This is a genomic window from Maricaulis sp. (genome assembly GCF_030149425.1).
In the GTDB taxonomy this organism is placed as follows: Bacteria; Pseudomonadota; Alphaproteobacteria; order Caulobacterales; family Maricaulaceae; genus Maricaulis.
The window spans coordinates 38,883-53,054 of the sequence record NZ_JASBRQ010000008.1; the positions used below are offsets into that span (position 1 = coordinate 38,883).

The window sequence follows — 14,172 nt, forward strand, 5'->3', positions numbered from 1 at the left end:
CGATATGGGGTCTAACCCCTTCGGTTGCGAGTCATGGTGAGAGAGTTTCCGCAGGTGCGGCTTTCACCTTCTCGCTATCAAACCATGCCGGGGGCGTGACGGCAAAAAGTCTCGTCACAAATCGCTCCGGCACCCAATCGTCAAACCCTACCCGCTCATCCCCTAACAAACCCGGTAGAGCGATGATGCGATTGCAGTGTCTGACAGCAAGGAGAGCGGGGCGCGCAATCCCGGGGATACGCTCAAGCAGGCTGCGCTCTTCCAAGCCGGCATAATCACGGCCCAAAGGGCTGATGATCGCGTCTTCTAGGCCCGATTCCAGCGTGATCTGGGCGCTGATCGGGTGCCAGGGCGGTGCGGTTGCTGTGCCATCGGGGTGCGCTTGCGGTGCCAACCGGTTGCCGGGCGTGTGCGTTCCGGGCGTGTCCTGCGTCAGATCGGCGCGTCCGAGCACACTGCCCGGATCGCGCAAGAGCCAGCTTCGCGATTTCCATCGCAAACCCATCAACCGCGCCGCGGTGACGCGTTCGCCCCCGATCAGGGCCTGGTCCAGGCGCTGCAAGTGCCGCCGGGCCGGCGCCGGTCCCGGCAGCGCCAGGGCATGAACAAGCGCGTCGAGCAAACGAAGCCGCACCGCCGGAAGCGAGCGGGCATAGCGCTCGCGCTCAATCCGGGCGGCGCCCCAGGGCTCCAGCTTGAGCGCATCGAGAGCCAGCCGGCCGGCGGCTTCGGCTTCGGCGCGGTCGATGCCAGCCAGCCCGGCAGCCCAGTGCGCCAATCGCGCCGGGTCAAACCCCTGCGCCTCCATGCTGGCAAGGTGCTCGCGGATCCGGATGCGGGTATAGCGCCGGTCAAGATTGGACGGGTCTTCGATCCAGTCGCTATCGGCGTCATCGAGATATTGCCGCAGCGCGGCCCGGCGGACCTGCAGCACGGGCCGGATCAACTCCAGGCCCCGCCCCTGCGGCCAAACTGGAGAGGCCGAGCGCTCCCGCATCCCCGCCAGGCTGCGCCATCCGCCACCGGCCACCAGGCGCATCCACACCGTCTCGGCCTGATCGTCGAGCGTATGGGCCAGCAGGAGGTGCGCGATGCCGAGCCGGCGGCAGGCGGTGGCCAGGAGCGTATGTCGCGCCGTGCGGGCCGCGGCCTGAATGCCCTGTTGCGGTTTTTCGCCCGTCCAGCTCAAGACCTCAGCCGGGATGCCGGCCGCCTCGGCGCGCTCGAGCGCCAGTGCTGCCTCATCGGCGCTTTCAGGGCGCAGCCCATGGTCGACGATGAGAGCCGTCAGATCGCGCCCACGCAACTTGGCCCAGTCGGTTGCGAGCAGCAGGAGGGCGTGCGAATCGCCGCCCCCGGAATAGCCCAAAGCAAACCGCCCGGCCGGTCCGGCCAGGCGGTCAAGCTGTGCAAAGACATGCTGTTGAAGCTCTGCCGCCACCCTAGCGGCAGTTTGCCCGCACCGATTCGCGCGCCGCGCGGTCACGGCTTTCCTGCGAAGCGTTGGGGAATTGCCGCGGGAAGCGGGCCAGCGTGTCACAGGCATCGCGATTGCGGCCAAGACCGGCCAGCGACGCCGCCAGACGGATCAGCGCATCAGGCGCCTTGGCGCCACTGGGCTGGGTCCGCATGGAGGCGATATAGGCATCCGCGGAGGCCGCGAAATCGCCGCGCACATAATGCGTCTCGCCGAGCCAGTAGAGGCTCTCACCCGCCATCGGGTGATCGGGGTTTTCGGTTGCGAACTGTTCGAAGCTGAACTGCGCCCCGTCAAAATCGCCATCGGCCAGGCGCGCCCGGCCCTGGTCGAAAATCGTGATCGGATCGACCTCTTCGGCCGCAGCAGCATTGGGATCACCAAGCGTGCCCATCACCCCGGCGCGGGCTTCGGCAAAACGCGGATTGGCAGCCGGCGCATCGTCCTCGACAGCCCCCTCAGCGGGACCGGCTTCAGCGCCCGGCTCGCCGTCGACGCCCAAGCCCTCGCTCATGAAGGCCAGCGTCGCCGGATCGGTCACCGGCTGGGCCGGAGCGCGCATGGCATCAAGCTCGGCCTGCAGGCTTTCGACCTGCTGGCGCAATTGCCGGTTCTCGAACTGCAGCCGCTCGGCATTGCCATTGAGCTCGCGGACCTGAAAATCGAGTGCGTCGAGGCGTTCCAGAAGCGTTTCCAGCACCGGGTCACCGGCGAGGAATTGTGCTTCCAATTGGCCGACACGAACCTCGGTCGCATCAATGCGCTCCGCGAGTTCGCGGCGGGATTGGGAGTGGGCCGGCGTCGCCGCGATGGCGGCAACAACGGCGGTCAAACACAGAATACGGATCATGATGCGGACCTAGATCACGAGCGCGGCCAAAATACGGCGGCCGCTCCGGCGGTAAAAATATAAAAAACGCCCGCGACATTCATGGCCGCGGGCGTCTTCAATTACGTCACAGTCGTCAACGGCTTAGTTGGTGTAGCCGCGGGAGACCGTGGTGATCGAGTTACGGTTGATCGCCCAGCAGCTCTCATTCGACTCGGTGCAGGTCGGGTTTTCCTTGCCATAGGAGCGCGTGGTGATGCGAGAGGCATCGACGCCCTGGCTGATCAGGTAGTCGCGAGCGGCATTGGCGCGGCGTGCACCCAGGGCCAGGTTGTACTCGCGGGTACCGCGCTCGTCGCAATTGCCGGAAATGGCGATGCGCGCGTCGGAATAGGTCGCCAGCCAAGCCGCCTGGTCGCGCAGGGTTGCGCGGGCTTCCGCGGACAGGTCGTGACGGTCATAGCCGAAGAAGACACGGTCGCCAGCGGTGGCAACGAAGTGTTCCGGCGAACCCGCCGTCGGGCCGGCCGGCTCAGCCGGCTGGGCAACCGGTTCCGGCGCCGGAGCCGGGATCGGCTCTTCAACTTCAACCGGAGTGGACGCGCACGCGGTGGCAAACGCGGTCATCGCGGCAATCGCAAACAGTTTAATCTTCATGATGTGTACACCCTCATCCGGCCAAGACTTCTTCGTGCTTGGCGCACTCCCAAGAACGTCTCAGCGACGCACAATTACACGTCGGCCCCCCCACCGGTGCCGCGCATTGAATTCACCCTAAGCGCAAATGGCCTAATCGATCAAGGGCGACCACGCCGGATCAGATGCCATTCCGCCGGTGGCCAGACGCCTCAGATTGAAGCCCGCCAGATCAACACTCCAGATTTCATAACGCGTCGCGTCCGCGCGCGGTTCTCCGCGTGTGAACAAAAGCACGCGGCCATTGGGCGACCAGGCCGGGGTATCGACATAATAGCCTTCAAAAAGAATACGTTCGATACCGGACCCGTCGGCACGGACAACGCCAAGCGAGAAAGTCCCGCCGCTTTGCTTGGTGAAGGCAATGAGATCGCCGCGCGGCGACCAGACCGGCGTCGTATAGCGGCCTTCACCAAAGGTGATGCGCTGGGTGTCGGTGCCGTCGGCATTCATGATGTAAAGCTGCGAACCACCGCTGCGGCCGGAGGAGAACACAATCCGTTCGCCATCCGGCGAGAAGGACGGCTCGACATCATCGGCCGGGTGACGGGTCAGACGCTCGAGCGAGCGCGTGCGCAGATCGAACAGGTGAATATCGTGACCGGTGCGCGTCTCCACCGAGACCGCCAGACGTTCACCATCGGGCGAGAAGCGCGCCGACAGGCTCTGCCCGTCCGGATCAACCTGGCTTGCGGCACCGGTGCCACCGGAGGCGAACAGCGCTTCTTGGCGGCCGGTATCGAGATCATAGATATAGGTCGTCGCCTGGCCGTCGAGGAAGGAGACATAGGTGATCTCCTGCGCGCTCGGCGAATAATTCGGCAACAGCGCCATGTAGGACCGGTCGGTCAGATAATACGGATTGGCGCCGTCCTGATCCATGATCGCCAGCTGGCGCAGGGTCTGGCCATTGGCGCTGCGGCCCTCGGCGACATAGACGATGCGGGTATCGAAATACCCGGCCTCGCCCGTCATGCGCTCATAGACCGCATCGGCAATCTTGTGACCGATACGGCGCCAGTTCTGCTCCGCCACAGTCAGCTGCCCACCGATCATCTGCTCCTGCAGGCGCGTATCCCAGAGCCGGTAGATCACCCGCAGACGGCCATCCTCGACCCGCGAAACCTCGCCGACCAGCAAGGCCGAGCTCTGAATCACGCGCCAGTCTTCGAAGCGCGGCAGCTGATTGACGCTCTCGATCACCTCGATATACGCCGCCGGATCGGTCGGCGCGAACAGGCCGGAACTGGCCAGGTCATTGGTCACCACCCGCGTGATCTCGACCGCCATCTCGTCGACATCCTCGCCCGTGCTGACGAATTCAGGCAGGGCGATCGGCAGCGGATCGAGATGGCCCTGGGTAATGTCGACGCGCAGAGGCTCCTGGGCCGTCGCCGCGAGCGGCACGATCAGGAGGCTCGCCACAGCGAGAATGAACGTTTTTAGGGTGCGGATCATCGTGATGGGCTCCGGAAGCGGATCGTTTGACGCTAGTAGGTCGGTGTGAACGTGGCAGTAATTTGACGCCAGCTGGAATACTCTTCCGGCGGCAGCGGATAAGGCTGGCAATCAATCGCCGCGGTCAGCGCGCGCTCGGCGGCGACGCGCATATAGGGATTGCGGGAATTGCGCACGCCCGGGTCGGTCAGGCGCGGCGCAGCGGCCAGCGTACCGTCGCGATTGAGGCTCAGCTCGACCTGGACCGCCAGCTCTTCCGGATTGGGAGCATCCAGCGAGATTCGCCAGCAGCGGCGAATATGCTCGGTCATGATGGCCTCAAGGGACGCCGTCATGTCCTCACCATTGCCGACACTCGAGCGTCGGGTGCCGACATCGACCGGCCCGGATTCGCTGCGGGCATCCGCCACTTCGCGCTCCAGATCACCCAACAGGTCAGCCAGGCTGGGCTCGGCCGGGGGTTCCGGCTCGGGCTCGGGTTCAGGCTCCGGCTCAGGGGCCGGCGGTTCTTCCTCGACCGGCTCGGGCTCGGGTTCAGGTTCCGGTTCTGGCTGGAAGGGTTCCGGTGCGGCTTCAGGCTCGATCTCCGGCTCCGACTCCGGTTCCGGCGCAACCGGTTCGGGATCGACAATCTCGTCCTCGAGGTCGAGTTCTTCCGGCGGCGTGTCCTCGACCGGTTCTTCCGGCTCTGGCGCGGCGGCCCGGATATTGGTCGTATCGGATACCGTCACCAGCTCGATCGGGATAAAGGGAATCTCTTCCACCTCGCTGGCTATGCGAGGCAGGTACACGAAGCCTGCGCCGATGACGGCGCCGTGAACCAGGAGAGAGACGAAGAGGCCGCGCACGGTACCGCCTTATTGATCCACCGGATTGGTCACCAGACCGAGGCGGGTGAACCCGGCATCGGAGATCCGCGCCATGACCGGCGCAATCTGGTCCCAGCTGGCACCGCCATCGGAGCGGATGAAGACGCGGCTGTCATAACCGGCCCCGGCGATCGCCTCGAGGCGCGGAATCAGCTCGTCAAAGCCGACCTCGGTTTCCTGCAGATAGATGACGCCTTCAGCCGTGATGGTAATGGTCAGCGGTTCTTCCGAGGCGGGCAGGTTGCGCGCTTCGGTTTCCGGCATGTCGACCTGGATACCGACCGTGAGGAAGGGCGCCGTCACCATGAAAACGATCAGGAGCACCAGCATGACGTCCACGAAGGGCGTCACATTGATCTCCGCCTTGGGCTTCCAGCGCGTCCGTCCGCGCCCGTTGCCGCCTCTGTCGACCGAGGCGCCCATGGTTATTTCGCCTCCCGGTCAGCGAGAGCGGAGAGCTCATCGACGAAACCGTCCAGCTTGGCGCCATACTTGCCCAGATTGGCGGACAGGGCGTTGAAGAAGATCACTGCCGGAATTGCTGCCAGAAGGCCCAGCGCGGTTGCAAAGAGCGCCTCGGCGATACCCGGGGCGACAACGGCGAGATTGGTGTTCTGTTCCGCGGCGATGGCGCGGAAGGCGTTCATGATCCCCCAGACCGTACCGAACAGGCCCACAAAAGGAGCCGCAGAGCCGATCGTGGCGAGAATGCCGAGACCGGCCTCGCTTTCCGTCATCTGGCGTCCGGCTTCGGCATTGGCGGCCTTGGCGACCCGGCCGCCGGGGTTGGCGCCTTTCCACTCGCGCAGCGCGGCAGCGAAAACGCGGGTAAACGGGTCTTTCGGGTTCTTGGCGTATTGCTCGGCCAGGGCATCGAGCGAGCGGCCGGACCAGAAATCGCGTTCAAAGGACTTGGCCTTGCCGTGCAGTCCGCGGAATTGCAGCGCCTTGTCGACGGCAATGGCCCAGGACCAGACCGACATGAAAGCGAGGATACCCATCACCGCTTTGACGACCCAGTCGGCCCGCAAGAACAGGTCGTAGAAGCTAAAGCCCTCGACCGCCTGCGCGGCGTGTACCACAGATTCTTCCATGAACTTTCCCTCGGCTACGTTCCGTCACAACGCGTCGGATAAGCGACGTAACTCTCTTCATTCAAATGCCGTGCCGCACACCAGCGTGCTTTCATCCGGGAGACCGGATAACGCCCCATGACGCAGGAATGCGGCAAATTTCGGGAGGTGATAGCACACCAAGCCCCCGCACTTGCAGGCCTCTATCGCAGACGGGGAGAAGATTTTTGCGATACGCGCTTTGCGGGTCACAGCCGGTGACCGCGTCAGGTCGCCCTAAATGGCGCGATCATTACTGGCCAGAAAGCGCTCCGCGCTGGCCTCGGCAATGTCCCAATGCTCCACAATCAGCCCGGCCTCGACCCGGAACAGATCGCACGCCTCATACAGCTTGCCGCGGTATTCGATGGTCGCGAAGGCGGCGGCGAAATTGGCACAGCCGACAATCTCGTGCACACGGCGATAACGCAGCGGTTGCTCGGCCTGTTTTTCCGCCTCGATCAGACGGCGCAGGCTGGCCGCACCACCCGCCACGCGCGGATTGTGGGTACGAAAGCGCGTCAGATCCAGCATTTCACCAAAACGCCCGGTCTCGCCGCGCACCAGGACCGTATCGACGAAATCGCGCACCACGGCCTTGCTGGTAGCGGTTTCCTCACTGCTAGTGAGCAGGCGAGGTCCGCCAATCATGGTGTGGTCCGGATTGCCGGTGACATGGACCCGGGTGGTGACCTGGTGCTGCACGCCGGAGGCACCATTACGCCCCAGCCCGATCAGGCTCATCGTCACCCAGTTTTCCTGACCATCCGGGTTCTGCGCCACATGCATGAAGAGACGGCCGTCATCCTCGAAGCTCCGGATCACCTCGAACCGGAAATTCGGCGGATAAAAGGACATCGCCGGGGCATCAGCCCGCAGGCTCAAAGCCTCTAGATTTTGATCGTCCACACCCGCCTCCCGCACAGCGAGCATTCCGGTCAAACCCAACGCTAACGCGCTAACACACCGAAAAGCGATACCTATTTGAACTAACCTTAACGATAATTCATGCCGAGTCGAGGGCAAGGACAACCGCTTGCCATTTCGCCGCGACCGCTTTCGGTGGTCGTTTGGCGCGCCCTTCCGGCGAGATACAAACCGCCTGCACATCCGCCGTAGCGATCAGCTCATCACCGCGCAGCAGGCGCTGCTCGATCATCAGCCGCGCGCCTTTGGAGGGCCGGTAAAGCGTCTCCACGACAAGGGCGTCATCGACCCGGGCGGCGAGAACAAACTCGATATTCATGCGCCGCACAGCAAAAGCGAGCGGGTCATCTGCGACGGCCAGTTCGGCATGATGGATGTCCAGGCAGCGCAGGCTGTCGCTGCGGCCGCGCTCGAAGAAATGCAGGTAGCGCGCATGATAGACAATGCCGGAAAAATCGGTGTCCTCGTAATACACCCGGACCGGCAGGCGATGAACCTTGTCCTCGCCGAAAAACCCGCTGGTGGGATGCAGCCTGCTGTCAGCACTCATATCTTAACCTTATTTCAGCACGGATTTGTTCATTTGGCGGCTTGAGACGCGCACTCAAGACTGATCGACCGACGAGAGCAAGCCGGATGAGCCTGATTGCCGAGATATTCTGGCCCAGCCGCCGTAGTGGCGATGTGCTCGCTATTGCCCGGGCGCGACTGGTCAGCTTCATCTCCGTCACCATCGCGGCTCTGGGCAGCCTGTCTGCCCTGTCCTCCTTCAGCGTTGTCTTCCCCGAATATCCAGCTCAGGCCCTGGTCGGCACGCTGGGCCCGCTCGGCTTTCTGCTGGCCCCGGTCTCGCTCTACCTGACCGGGCGCAGCCTGCCCGTCGCGGGCGGACTGCTGACCCTGCTTTATGCGCTGACCATGTTCCAGGTCGTCTCGATGGGCGGCAATGCCAATCAGACCGTGTTCTATCTCGCCGGCATCCCGGTGCTCACCGGATTGCTGATGGGATATCGTTATGCCCCCATTGCCGGCGGCATCGTGGTCGCGACCTTGGCTGGCCTGACGCTGTTCCATGACGCCATTCCGCCCTCGCCTTACGGGCTCGATGGCTATGACATCGCGGTCTGGAACGGGGTGCGCGCGACCGTCCTGACCCTCGCCATGACCATCTCGGTGACCATTTTCCAGCGCGAGATGGAACGCGCGAATGGCGAGCTGGTCGCCGCGCTCGAAGACGCCAAGGAGGCCAATCGCGCCAAGTCGGATTTCCTCGCCAATATGAGCCATGAGATCCGCACGCCGATGAACGGTATTCTCGGCATGGCCGAAGCGCTGGGCCGGGAAACCCGGGACGAGCACGTCCGCTCACGGCTGAATGTTATCTCGCAATGCGGCACGGCCCTGTTGCGGGTAATCAACGATATTCTGGACCTGTCCAAGATCGAAGCCGGCAAGCTGGAAATCGAACAGGCGCGCTTCAGCCCCAATCAGCTCGTCGATACGATCGCTGCGCTCTACAGCCATGCCGCCGACGAAAAAGGCATCGCGCTGAACACCTCCGTCGAATTCGACGATACCGTCCGCTTCATCGGCGACCCGACCCGCTTCTCCCAGATCGCCAGCAATCTGGTCTCAAATGCGGTCAAATTCACCGCCGAGGGCGCTGTGAATCTGACGGTCCGGAGCAATACGCTGGACGGCGGCGAACAGGCCGAGCTGATTATCGAGGTCAGCGATAGCGGTATCGGGATCGATCAGGACGTGCAGGACAAGCTGTTCCAGTCCTTCGAGCAGGCGGATGCCCGCATCGGCAAAATCCATGGCGGCACCGGGCTCGGTCTGGCGATCTGCCGCAAGCTCTGCCATCGCATGGGCGGCCACATCACCGTGCACAGCGAGCCGGGTCAGGGCTCGACCTTCACCGCCACTTTGCACGTTGCCACAGCGGCGCCGGGGCGGTCCCGGGCCCAGCGCGATGCGCGTATCGCCAAGGTCTATGAGGTTGCCGGCGATCAACGCAAAGCCCGCGTCCTGGCCGCCGACGACAATCTCACCAATCGCATGGTCGTTCAGGCGCTCCTCAAGGACATGCCGATCGAGCTCACCCTGGTGGAAGACGGCCAGGCCGCCGTTGACGCCTGGAAGTCGGAGAGCTTCGACGTGATCCTGATGGATGCGCGCATGCCGGTGATGGACGGGGAAAGCGCCACCCGTGAAATCCGCCGCCTCGAGGCCGAGACCGCGCGCCCGCACACCCCGATCTTCGCCCTGTCGGCCAATGTCATGACCGAACACCAGACCGCATATCTGGAAGCTGGTATGGATGGCTGGCTCGCCAAGCCGGTCTCCCGCGGCGAGCTTCTCAAAGTGATCAATGGGGCTGTCGGCGGCGCGGCCGGCCTGGCTCAAAAAACGCGTCGACCGGCTAGTCAAACAGCCCGCCCGGCGCGGTGTTCGGGCTTTGAGGCGGGGTCAGTCCGAGATGCTCGAAGGCCCGCGCCGTCGCCGCACGGCCGCGTGGGGTCCGCTGGATGAAACCCTGCTGGATCAGGAAGGGCTCGACCACGTCCTCGAGCGCGTCCCGCGCCTCGGCGAGGGCTGCGGCCAGCGTTTCCACACCAACCGGCCCACCGCCAAAGGTCTCGATCAAGGCTTTGAGATAGCGCCGGTCGAGGCTGTCCAAGCCGATCTTGTCGACCTCCAGCCGGGCGAGCGCGCGGTCGGCGACCGCCGCACTGATCTCGCTCGCCCCTTCCGCCTCGGCAAAGTCGCGCACACGACGCAAGAGCCGCCCGGCGACGCGCGGCGTCCCGCGGGCCCGGCGAGCGATTTCCTCGGCTCCGTCGGCGCTGGCATTGATGCCGAATTTTGCCGCATTGCGCCGCACGATCGAGCCAAGCTCGGCCGCGGTATAAAATTCCAGCCGCACCGGAACCCCGAATCGGTCTCGCAGCGGCGTCGCCAGCAAGCCGGCCCGCGTCGTTGCACCCACGAGGGTAAAGGGCGGCAGCTCGATACGCACTGTCCGCGCCGCCGGCCCCTCGCCGATCACAAGATCGAGGCAGAAATCCTCCATCGCCGGGTAGAGGACTTCCTCGACTGCCGGGGCGAGGCGGTGGATTTCATCGATGAAGAGAACATCCCGCGGTTCCAGATTGGTCAGGATCGCCGCCAGATCACCGGCTTTGGCGATGACCGGACCGGAGGTCGCACGAAACCCAACGCCGAGCTCCCGAGCAACGATCTGGGCCAGGGTTGTCTTGCCCAGACCCGGCGGACCGGACAGGAGAACATGATCGAGCGCTTCTTCGCGCCGGCGCGCCGCCTCGACAAAAACCTGCAGATTCGCGATTGAGGATTTCTGACCGACGAAGTCATTGAATGCGAGCGGACGCATCGCCTTGTCGCGATGGTCGCCCGGCTGGGCCTGCTGATCGACAATCCGGTCCGGCGCGTCACTCACGGTGCCAGCTCCTTGAGGGCCAGCCGGATGATATCACCCAGCGCCGCCTCTTCGCCTTCGGCGCGCAGAACCTGGGCGACCGCCTGGCGGGCAGTGTTTTCCTGATAGCCGAGATTGAGCAGGGCCGAGACCGCATCCTCGCGCTCGCTCGTCACCGCTGCACTCGCGGCTGGCGCCCCGGCGCTGCTGTCGGCGGCCGCGTGCGCGGCGAGACCGATGGATAAAGACCGGCCAGCCGGTGGCGGCTTGTCTTTCAGCTCGCTGGCAATCCGGCCCGCCAGTTTCGGACCGACCCCCTTGGCCCGGGCAAAGGTCGACTTGTCACCCAGGGCCACGGCATTGGCGATTTCGGATACCGGGACCGCGTCGAGAATGGCAAAGGCTGCCTTGGCGCCGACGCCCTGCACGCTCTGCAAGTGCACGAACCAGGCCCTGTCAGTCTCCTCGATAAAGCCGAACAGCTTGAACGCGTCTTCGCGCACATGGGTCTCGATATGTAGCTTGACCTCTGCGCCCGGCTCCAGCCGCGCCAGGGTGCGACTGCCGGCGCTGACCAGATAGCCGACACCGCTCACGTCAATGACCGCTTCTTCAGCACCAACAGCCTCGACGACGCCTTTCAGCATTCCGATCATGCCGCACTCCCGATGGCTTGCGCCTTGCGGTGATGGGCATGGCAAACGGCGACCGCCAGAGCATCGGCCGCATCGGCCTCGGCCTTGGTCCCGGGCAGCAGCACGGAGATCATCGCCGCGATCTGGTGCTTGTCAGCTGCACCGGTGCCGACCACGGTCTTTTTGACCAGCCGGGCCGCATACTCGCTGACAGCGATGCCGCGCGATGCGGGCGCGAGCATGGCCGCAGCGCGGGCATGACCGAGCTTCATCGCAGAGGACGCATTATTGGCCATAAAGGCTTCCTCGATCGCCGCTTCGTGCGGCTGGTGACGTTCGACGATGACGCCGAGCTCCTCGAAAAGATGCTGCAATCGGTCGGACAGGGCCGCCTGGGTGGGCGGTGCGACCGTACCATGCGCTACCGCCGACAGGCGATTGCCGTCGACCTCGATGATGCCCCAGCCCATGCGGCGCAATCCCGGATCGATTCCGATAACGCGAATCCTGTTGTGCATGCTGTCGCCCTCCGCTTTGGAGTAAACACTGCGCCGCATTTGAGAACAAGTCGTGAACGTCAGCTTTTTGCTGCGGTTTCGGTGAAGGACCAGACGCTACAACCCGTCCGTGCCCTGAATTGCGAAACGTTTTCAGTTTTCTTGATTATCAATTGCAATTTTGCGGCTTTCCCATTGATAATAAGTGCTTTTATTTCCAAAGCTTTGGTTTGCTCCTCTCGCGTCATGCGCATAGAGTATTCATGGACATGTTGCCGTATTCGGGAGTGGTTCCGGGTACGGCACATCGGGGAGAAACATCATGGCGAAAAAGGGCAAGCTGAGCCGCCGCTCTTTCCTGGCCCGTGTGGCCGGGGGAACCGTCGCGACCGGTGCTGTGGCTGCCGTGGCCGGCGCAGCGATCATCCAGCGCAGCTCGGATGCCGATCCCGCTGACGAGATTGGCATGGCGCGCACCGGCATCACCGACAGCGACCCGAATGATTATGCCAATCACGGCGCCAGCCCGACGGGAATGACCGACAATGATAGCGGCCGCTGCGCCGATAATCCGGGCTATGGCCGCGGCAATACCGGCTACACCGACAGCGATGAGTCAGGCTGTACCGACACAGCAGGGCGCGGACGCGGACCAAGCAATTAGGGCATGCACACGCCCACGGGCCGCACACCCGGGGCGATATCCAATTCATGCGAGGACAGTTCGAAACCGTGGGGGCGGTTTCGCGAGACAGGCACAGGAGCTTTGAATGGCCAAAAAAGGTAAACTCAGCCGGCGATCCTTTATGACCCGTGTGGCCGGCGCCGCACTGGCGACCGGCGCGACCGGCGTCGTCACGGGCGGGGCCCAGGCCCAGAACTATACCGGACGCACCGATAGCGATCCCAATGATGCCGTCGGTTATGGCCGCACCGGCCAGACCGATAGCGATAGCGGCTCCAACCGCGATCGTGCAGGTTATGGCCGCGGCAGCTCCGGCATCACCGATAGCGATCCCAGCGATGCCGTCGGCAATGGCCGGGGACGCTCCGGCATCACCGATAGCGATCCCAGCGATGCTGTGGGCAATGGGCGCGGACGTTCCGGTATCACCGACAATGACCCGAGCGACGCCGTCGGCAACGGTCGCGGGCGTTCCGGTATCACCGACAGCGATCCCAGCGACGCCGTCGGCAATGGTCGCGGACGTTCCGGCATCACCGACAGCGATCCCAGCGACGCGGTCGGCAATGGCCGCGGACGCTCCGGTATCACCGACAGCGATCCCAGCGATGCCGTCGGCAATGGACGCGGGCGCAGCGGCTATACTGACAGCGATAGCGGCACAATGGGCGATCCGGGCGGCAATGGCCGCGGACCGCGCCGCTCCTCCAGCACGGGCATCACCGATGGCGATAGCGGGAACAATGCCGACCGTGTCGGTTATGGCCGCGGCACCGATAATCGCTGACCTTCTCGGCAGCGTTGAAAAGTGAATGTGCAAGGGGCCGGGCCAGACGTAATGTCAGGCCCGCCTCGCTGCTATTGTTACCGCGAGAGCGGAAGTTGAGAGGATATCTGTCATGGCCAAAAAGGGATTGCTGAGCCGTCGCTCATTCCTGACCCGTGTCGGGGGGACATCACTGGCCCTGGGTGCGGGGGGTGCTGTCACCGGCTGCGCAACGACCGGCTATACAGATTCTGACCCCTATGACCCGGCCGGTGCTGGCCGCGGAAGCTCGGGGGTGACCGACAGCGATAGTGGCGCCTATGCGGACCCGGTTGGACGTGGTCGCGGCGGGCGCGGCGGCGTCACGGACAGCGATAGCGGTGCCTATGCGGACCCGGTTGGGCGCGGTCGCGGCGGCTCCGGCGTGACCGACAGTGACCGCGGCGCCTAGGCCGATCCCGCAGGACGCGGTCGTGGTGGCTCGGGTGTAACCGACAGCGATAGCGGCGCCTATGCCGACCCGGCAGGACGTGGTCGTGGCGGCTCGGGCATTACCGACAGCGACAGCGGCAGCTATGCCGACCCGGCCGGTCGTGGCCGCGGCGGCTCCGGCGTGACGGACAGCGATAGCGGCGCTTATGCCGATCCGGCCGGACGTGGTCGCGGTAGCTCCGGTGTCACCGACAGCGATACCGGTGCCTATGCCGACCCGGTCGGGCGCGGACGCGGCCGCTATTAAGCACTGCGGCGATTTGCCGTTTGCGCTGCCGGACGGGTCA

At 64.3% G+C, this 14,172-nt stretch carries 17 protein-coding genes; 5 read left to right on the top strand and 12 right to left on the bottom strand.

The genetic code is table 11. The annotated features are described in order from the left end of the window. Window positions 1-31: 31 nt before the first annotated feature. From tilS to ybgC, 9 genes are all read right to left on the bottom strand, one after another. Complete coding sequence (gene tilS, locus Q1V57_RS01755; RefSeq protein ID WP_300527152.1) at window positions 32-1,441, bottom strand: tRNA lysidine(34) synthetase TilS; 1,410 nt, start codon at window positions 1,439-1,441, stop codon at window positions 32-34. Between the two features lies 1 nt (window position 1,442). Continuing rightward, window positions 1,443-2,327 carry a tol-pal system protein YbgF gene (gene ybgF / locus Q1V57_RS01760; protein WP_300527153.1) on the bottom strand — a complete coding sequence of 295 codons (885 nt, stop codon included), beginning with the start codon at window positions 2,325-2,327 and terminating at the stop codon, window positions 1,443-1,445. Between the two features lie 123 nt (window positions 2,328-2,450). After that, window positions 2,451-2,963: a peptidoglycan-associated lipoprotein Pal gene (pal, locus tag Q1V57_RS01765; RefSeq protein WP_300527155.1), complete on the bottom strand. Its 513-nt coding sequence runs from the start codon at window positions 2,961-2,963 to the stop codon at window positions 2,451-2,453. A gap of 132 nt (window positions 2,964-3,095) precedes the next feature. Further along, window positions 3,096-4,460 carry a Tol-Pal system beta propeller repeat protein TolB gene (locus tag Q1V57_RS01770; RefSeq protein WP_300527157.1) on the bottom strand — a complete coding sequence of 455 codons (1,365 nt, stop codon included), beginning with the start codon at window positions 4,458-4,460 and terminating at the stop codon, window positions 3,096-3,098. A 32-nt stretch (window positions 4,461-4,492) separates the two neighbouring features. After that, window positions 4,493-5,308: a hypothetical protein gene (locus tag Q1V57_RS01775; protein WP_300527159.1), complete on the bottom strand. Its 816-nt coding sequence runs from the start codon at window positions 5,306-5,308 to the stop codon at window positions 4,493-4,495. A gap of 9 nt (window positions 5,309-5,317) precedes the next feature. After that, window positions 5,318-5,752, bottom strand: coding sequence for a biopolymer transporter ExbD (locus Q1V57_RS01780; RefSeq protein ID WP_300527160.1), 435 nt, complete (start codon window positions 5,750-5,752; stop codon window positions 5,318-5,320). Window positions 5,753-5,754: 2 nt separating this feature from the next. Beyond that, window positions 5,755-6,423, bottom strand: coding sequence for a protein TolQ (gene tolQ, locus Q1V57_RS01785; protein WP_300527161.1), 669 nt, complete (start codon window positions 6,421-6,423; stop codon window positions 5,755-5,757). 255 nt (window positions 6,424-6,678) lie between these two features. Then, window positions 6,679-7,350 (bottom strand): hypothetical protein, encoded by a 672-nt coding sequence (locus Q1V57_RS01790; RefSeq protein ID WP_300527162.1) that lies wholly within the window; start codon window positions 7,348-7,350, stop codon window positions 6,679-6,681. Between the two features lie 97 nt (window positions 7,351-7,447). Further along, the gene (gene ybgC, locus Q1V57_RS01795; RefSeq protein WP_300527164.1) at window positions 7,448-7,918 is read right to left on the bottom strand and encodes a tol-pal system-associated acyl-CoA thioesterase; all 471 of its coding nucleotides are present in this window, start codon (window positions 7,916-7,918) and stop codon (window positions 7,448-7,450) included. Window positions 7,919-8,004: 86 nt separating this feature from the next. Between ybgC and Q1V57_RS01800 the strand changes: the two genes are divergently transcribed. After that, window positions 8,005-9,903, top strand: a complete 1,899-nt coding sequence (locus Q1V57_RS01800) for an ATP-binding protein (RefSeq protein WP_300527165.1) — start codon at window positions 8,005-8,007, stop codon at window positions 9,901-9,903. On the opposite strand, the gene ruvB is transcribed toward Q1V57_RS01800, so the two are convergent. The 3 genes from ruvB to ruvC are packed head-to-tail and all read right to left on the bottom strand — an operon-like array spanning window position 9,794 to window position 11,963. Continuing rightward, window positions 9,794-10,831 carry a Holliday junction branch migration DNA helicase RuvB gene (gene ruvB, locus Q1V57_RS01805; RefSeq protein ID WP_300527166.1) on the bottom strand — a complete coding sequence of 346 codons (1,038 nt, stop codon included), beginning with the start codon at window positions 10,829-10,831 and terminating at the stop codon, window positions 9,794-9,796. The genes Q1V57_RS01800 and ruvB overlap by 110 nt on opposite strands. Further along, window positions 10,828-11,466 (bottom strand): Holliday junction branch migration protein RuvA, encoded by a 639-nt coding sequence (ruvA, locus tag Q1V57_RS01810; RefSeq protein WP_300527168.1) that lies wholly within the window; start codon window positions 11,464-11,466, stop codon window positions 10,828-10,830. Before ruvA ends, ruvB begins: the two co-directional genes overlap by 4 nt. Then, window positions 11,463-11,963, bottom strand: coding sequence for a crossover junction endodeoxyribonuclease RuvC (gene ruvC / locus Q1V57_RS01815; protein ID WP_300527170.1), 501 nt, complete (start codon window positions 11,961-11,963; stop codon window positions 11,463-11,465). The genes ruvA and ruvC overlap by 4 nt, the downstream gene beginning before the upstream one ends. 301 nt (window positions 11,964-12,264) lie before the next feature. On the opposite strand from ruvC, the gene Q1V57_RS01820 reads away from it, so the two are divergent. The 4 genes from Q1V57_RS01820 to Q1V57_RS01835 all read left to right on the top strand — a co-directional run bounded on the left by Q1V57_RS01820 (window position 12,265) and on the right by Q1V57_RS01835 (window position 14,132). Then, window positions 12,265-12,606 (top strand): hypothetical protein, encoded by a 342-nt coding sequence (locus Q1V57_RS01820; RefSeq protein ID WP_300527171.1) that lies wholly within the window; start codon window positions 12,265-12,267, stop codon window positions 12,604-12,606. Between the two features lie 106 nt (window positions 12,607-12,712). After that, window positions 12,713-13,414, top strand: a complete 702-nt coding sequence (locus tag Q1V57_RS01825) for a hypothetical protein (protein WP_300527172.1) — start codon at window positions 12,713-12,715, stop codon at window positions 13,412-13,414. Window positions 13,415-13,526: 112 nt separating this feature from the next. After that, window positions 13,527-13,844 carry a hypothetical protein gene (locus Q1V57_RS01830; protein ID WP_300527173.1) on the top strand — a complete coding sequence of 106 codons (318 nt, stop codon included), beginning with the start codon at window positions 13,527-13,529 and terminating at the stop codon, window positions 13,842-13,844. Window positions 13,845-14,006: 162 nt separating this feature from the next. After that, window positions 14,007-14,132 carry a hypothetical protein gene (locus Q1V57_RS01835; RefSeq protein WP_300527175.1) on the top strand — a complete coding sequence of 42 codons (126 nt, stop codon included), beginning with the start codon at window positions 14,007-14,009 and terminating at the stop codon, window positions 14,130-14,132. Window positions 14,133-14,172 lie beyond the last annotated feature (40 nt).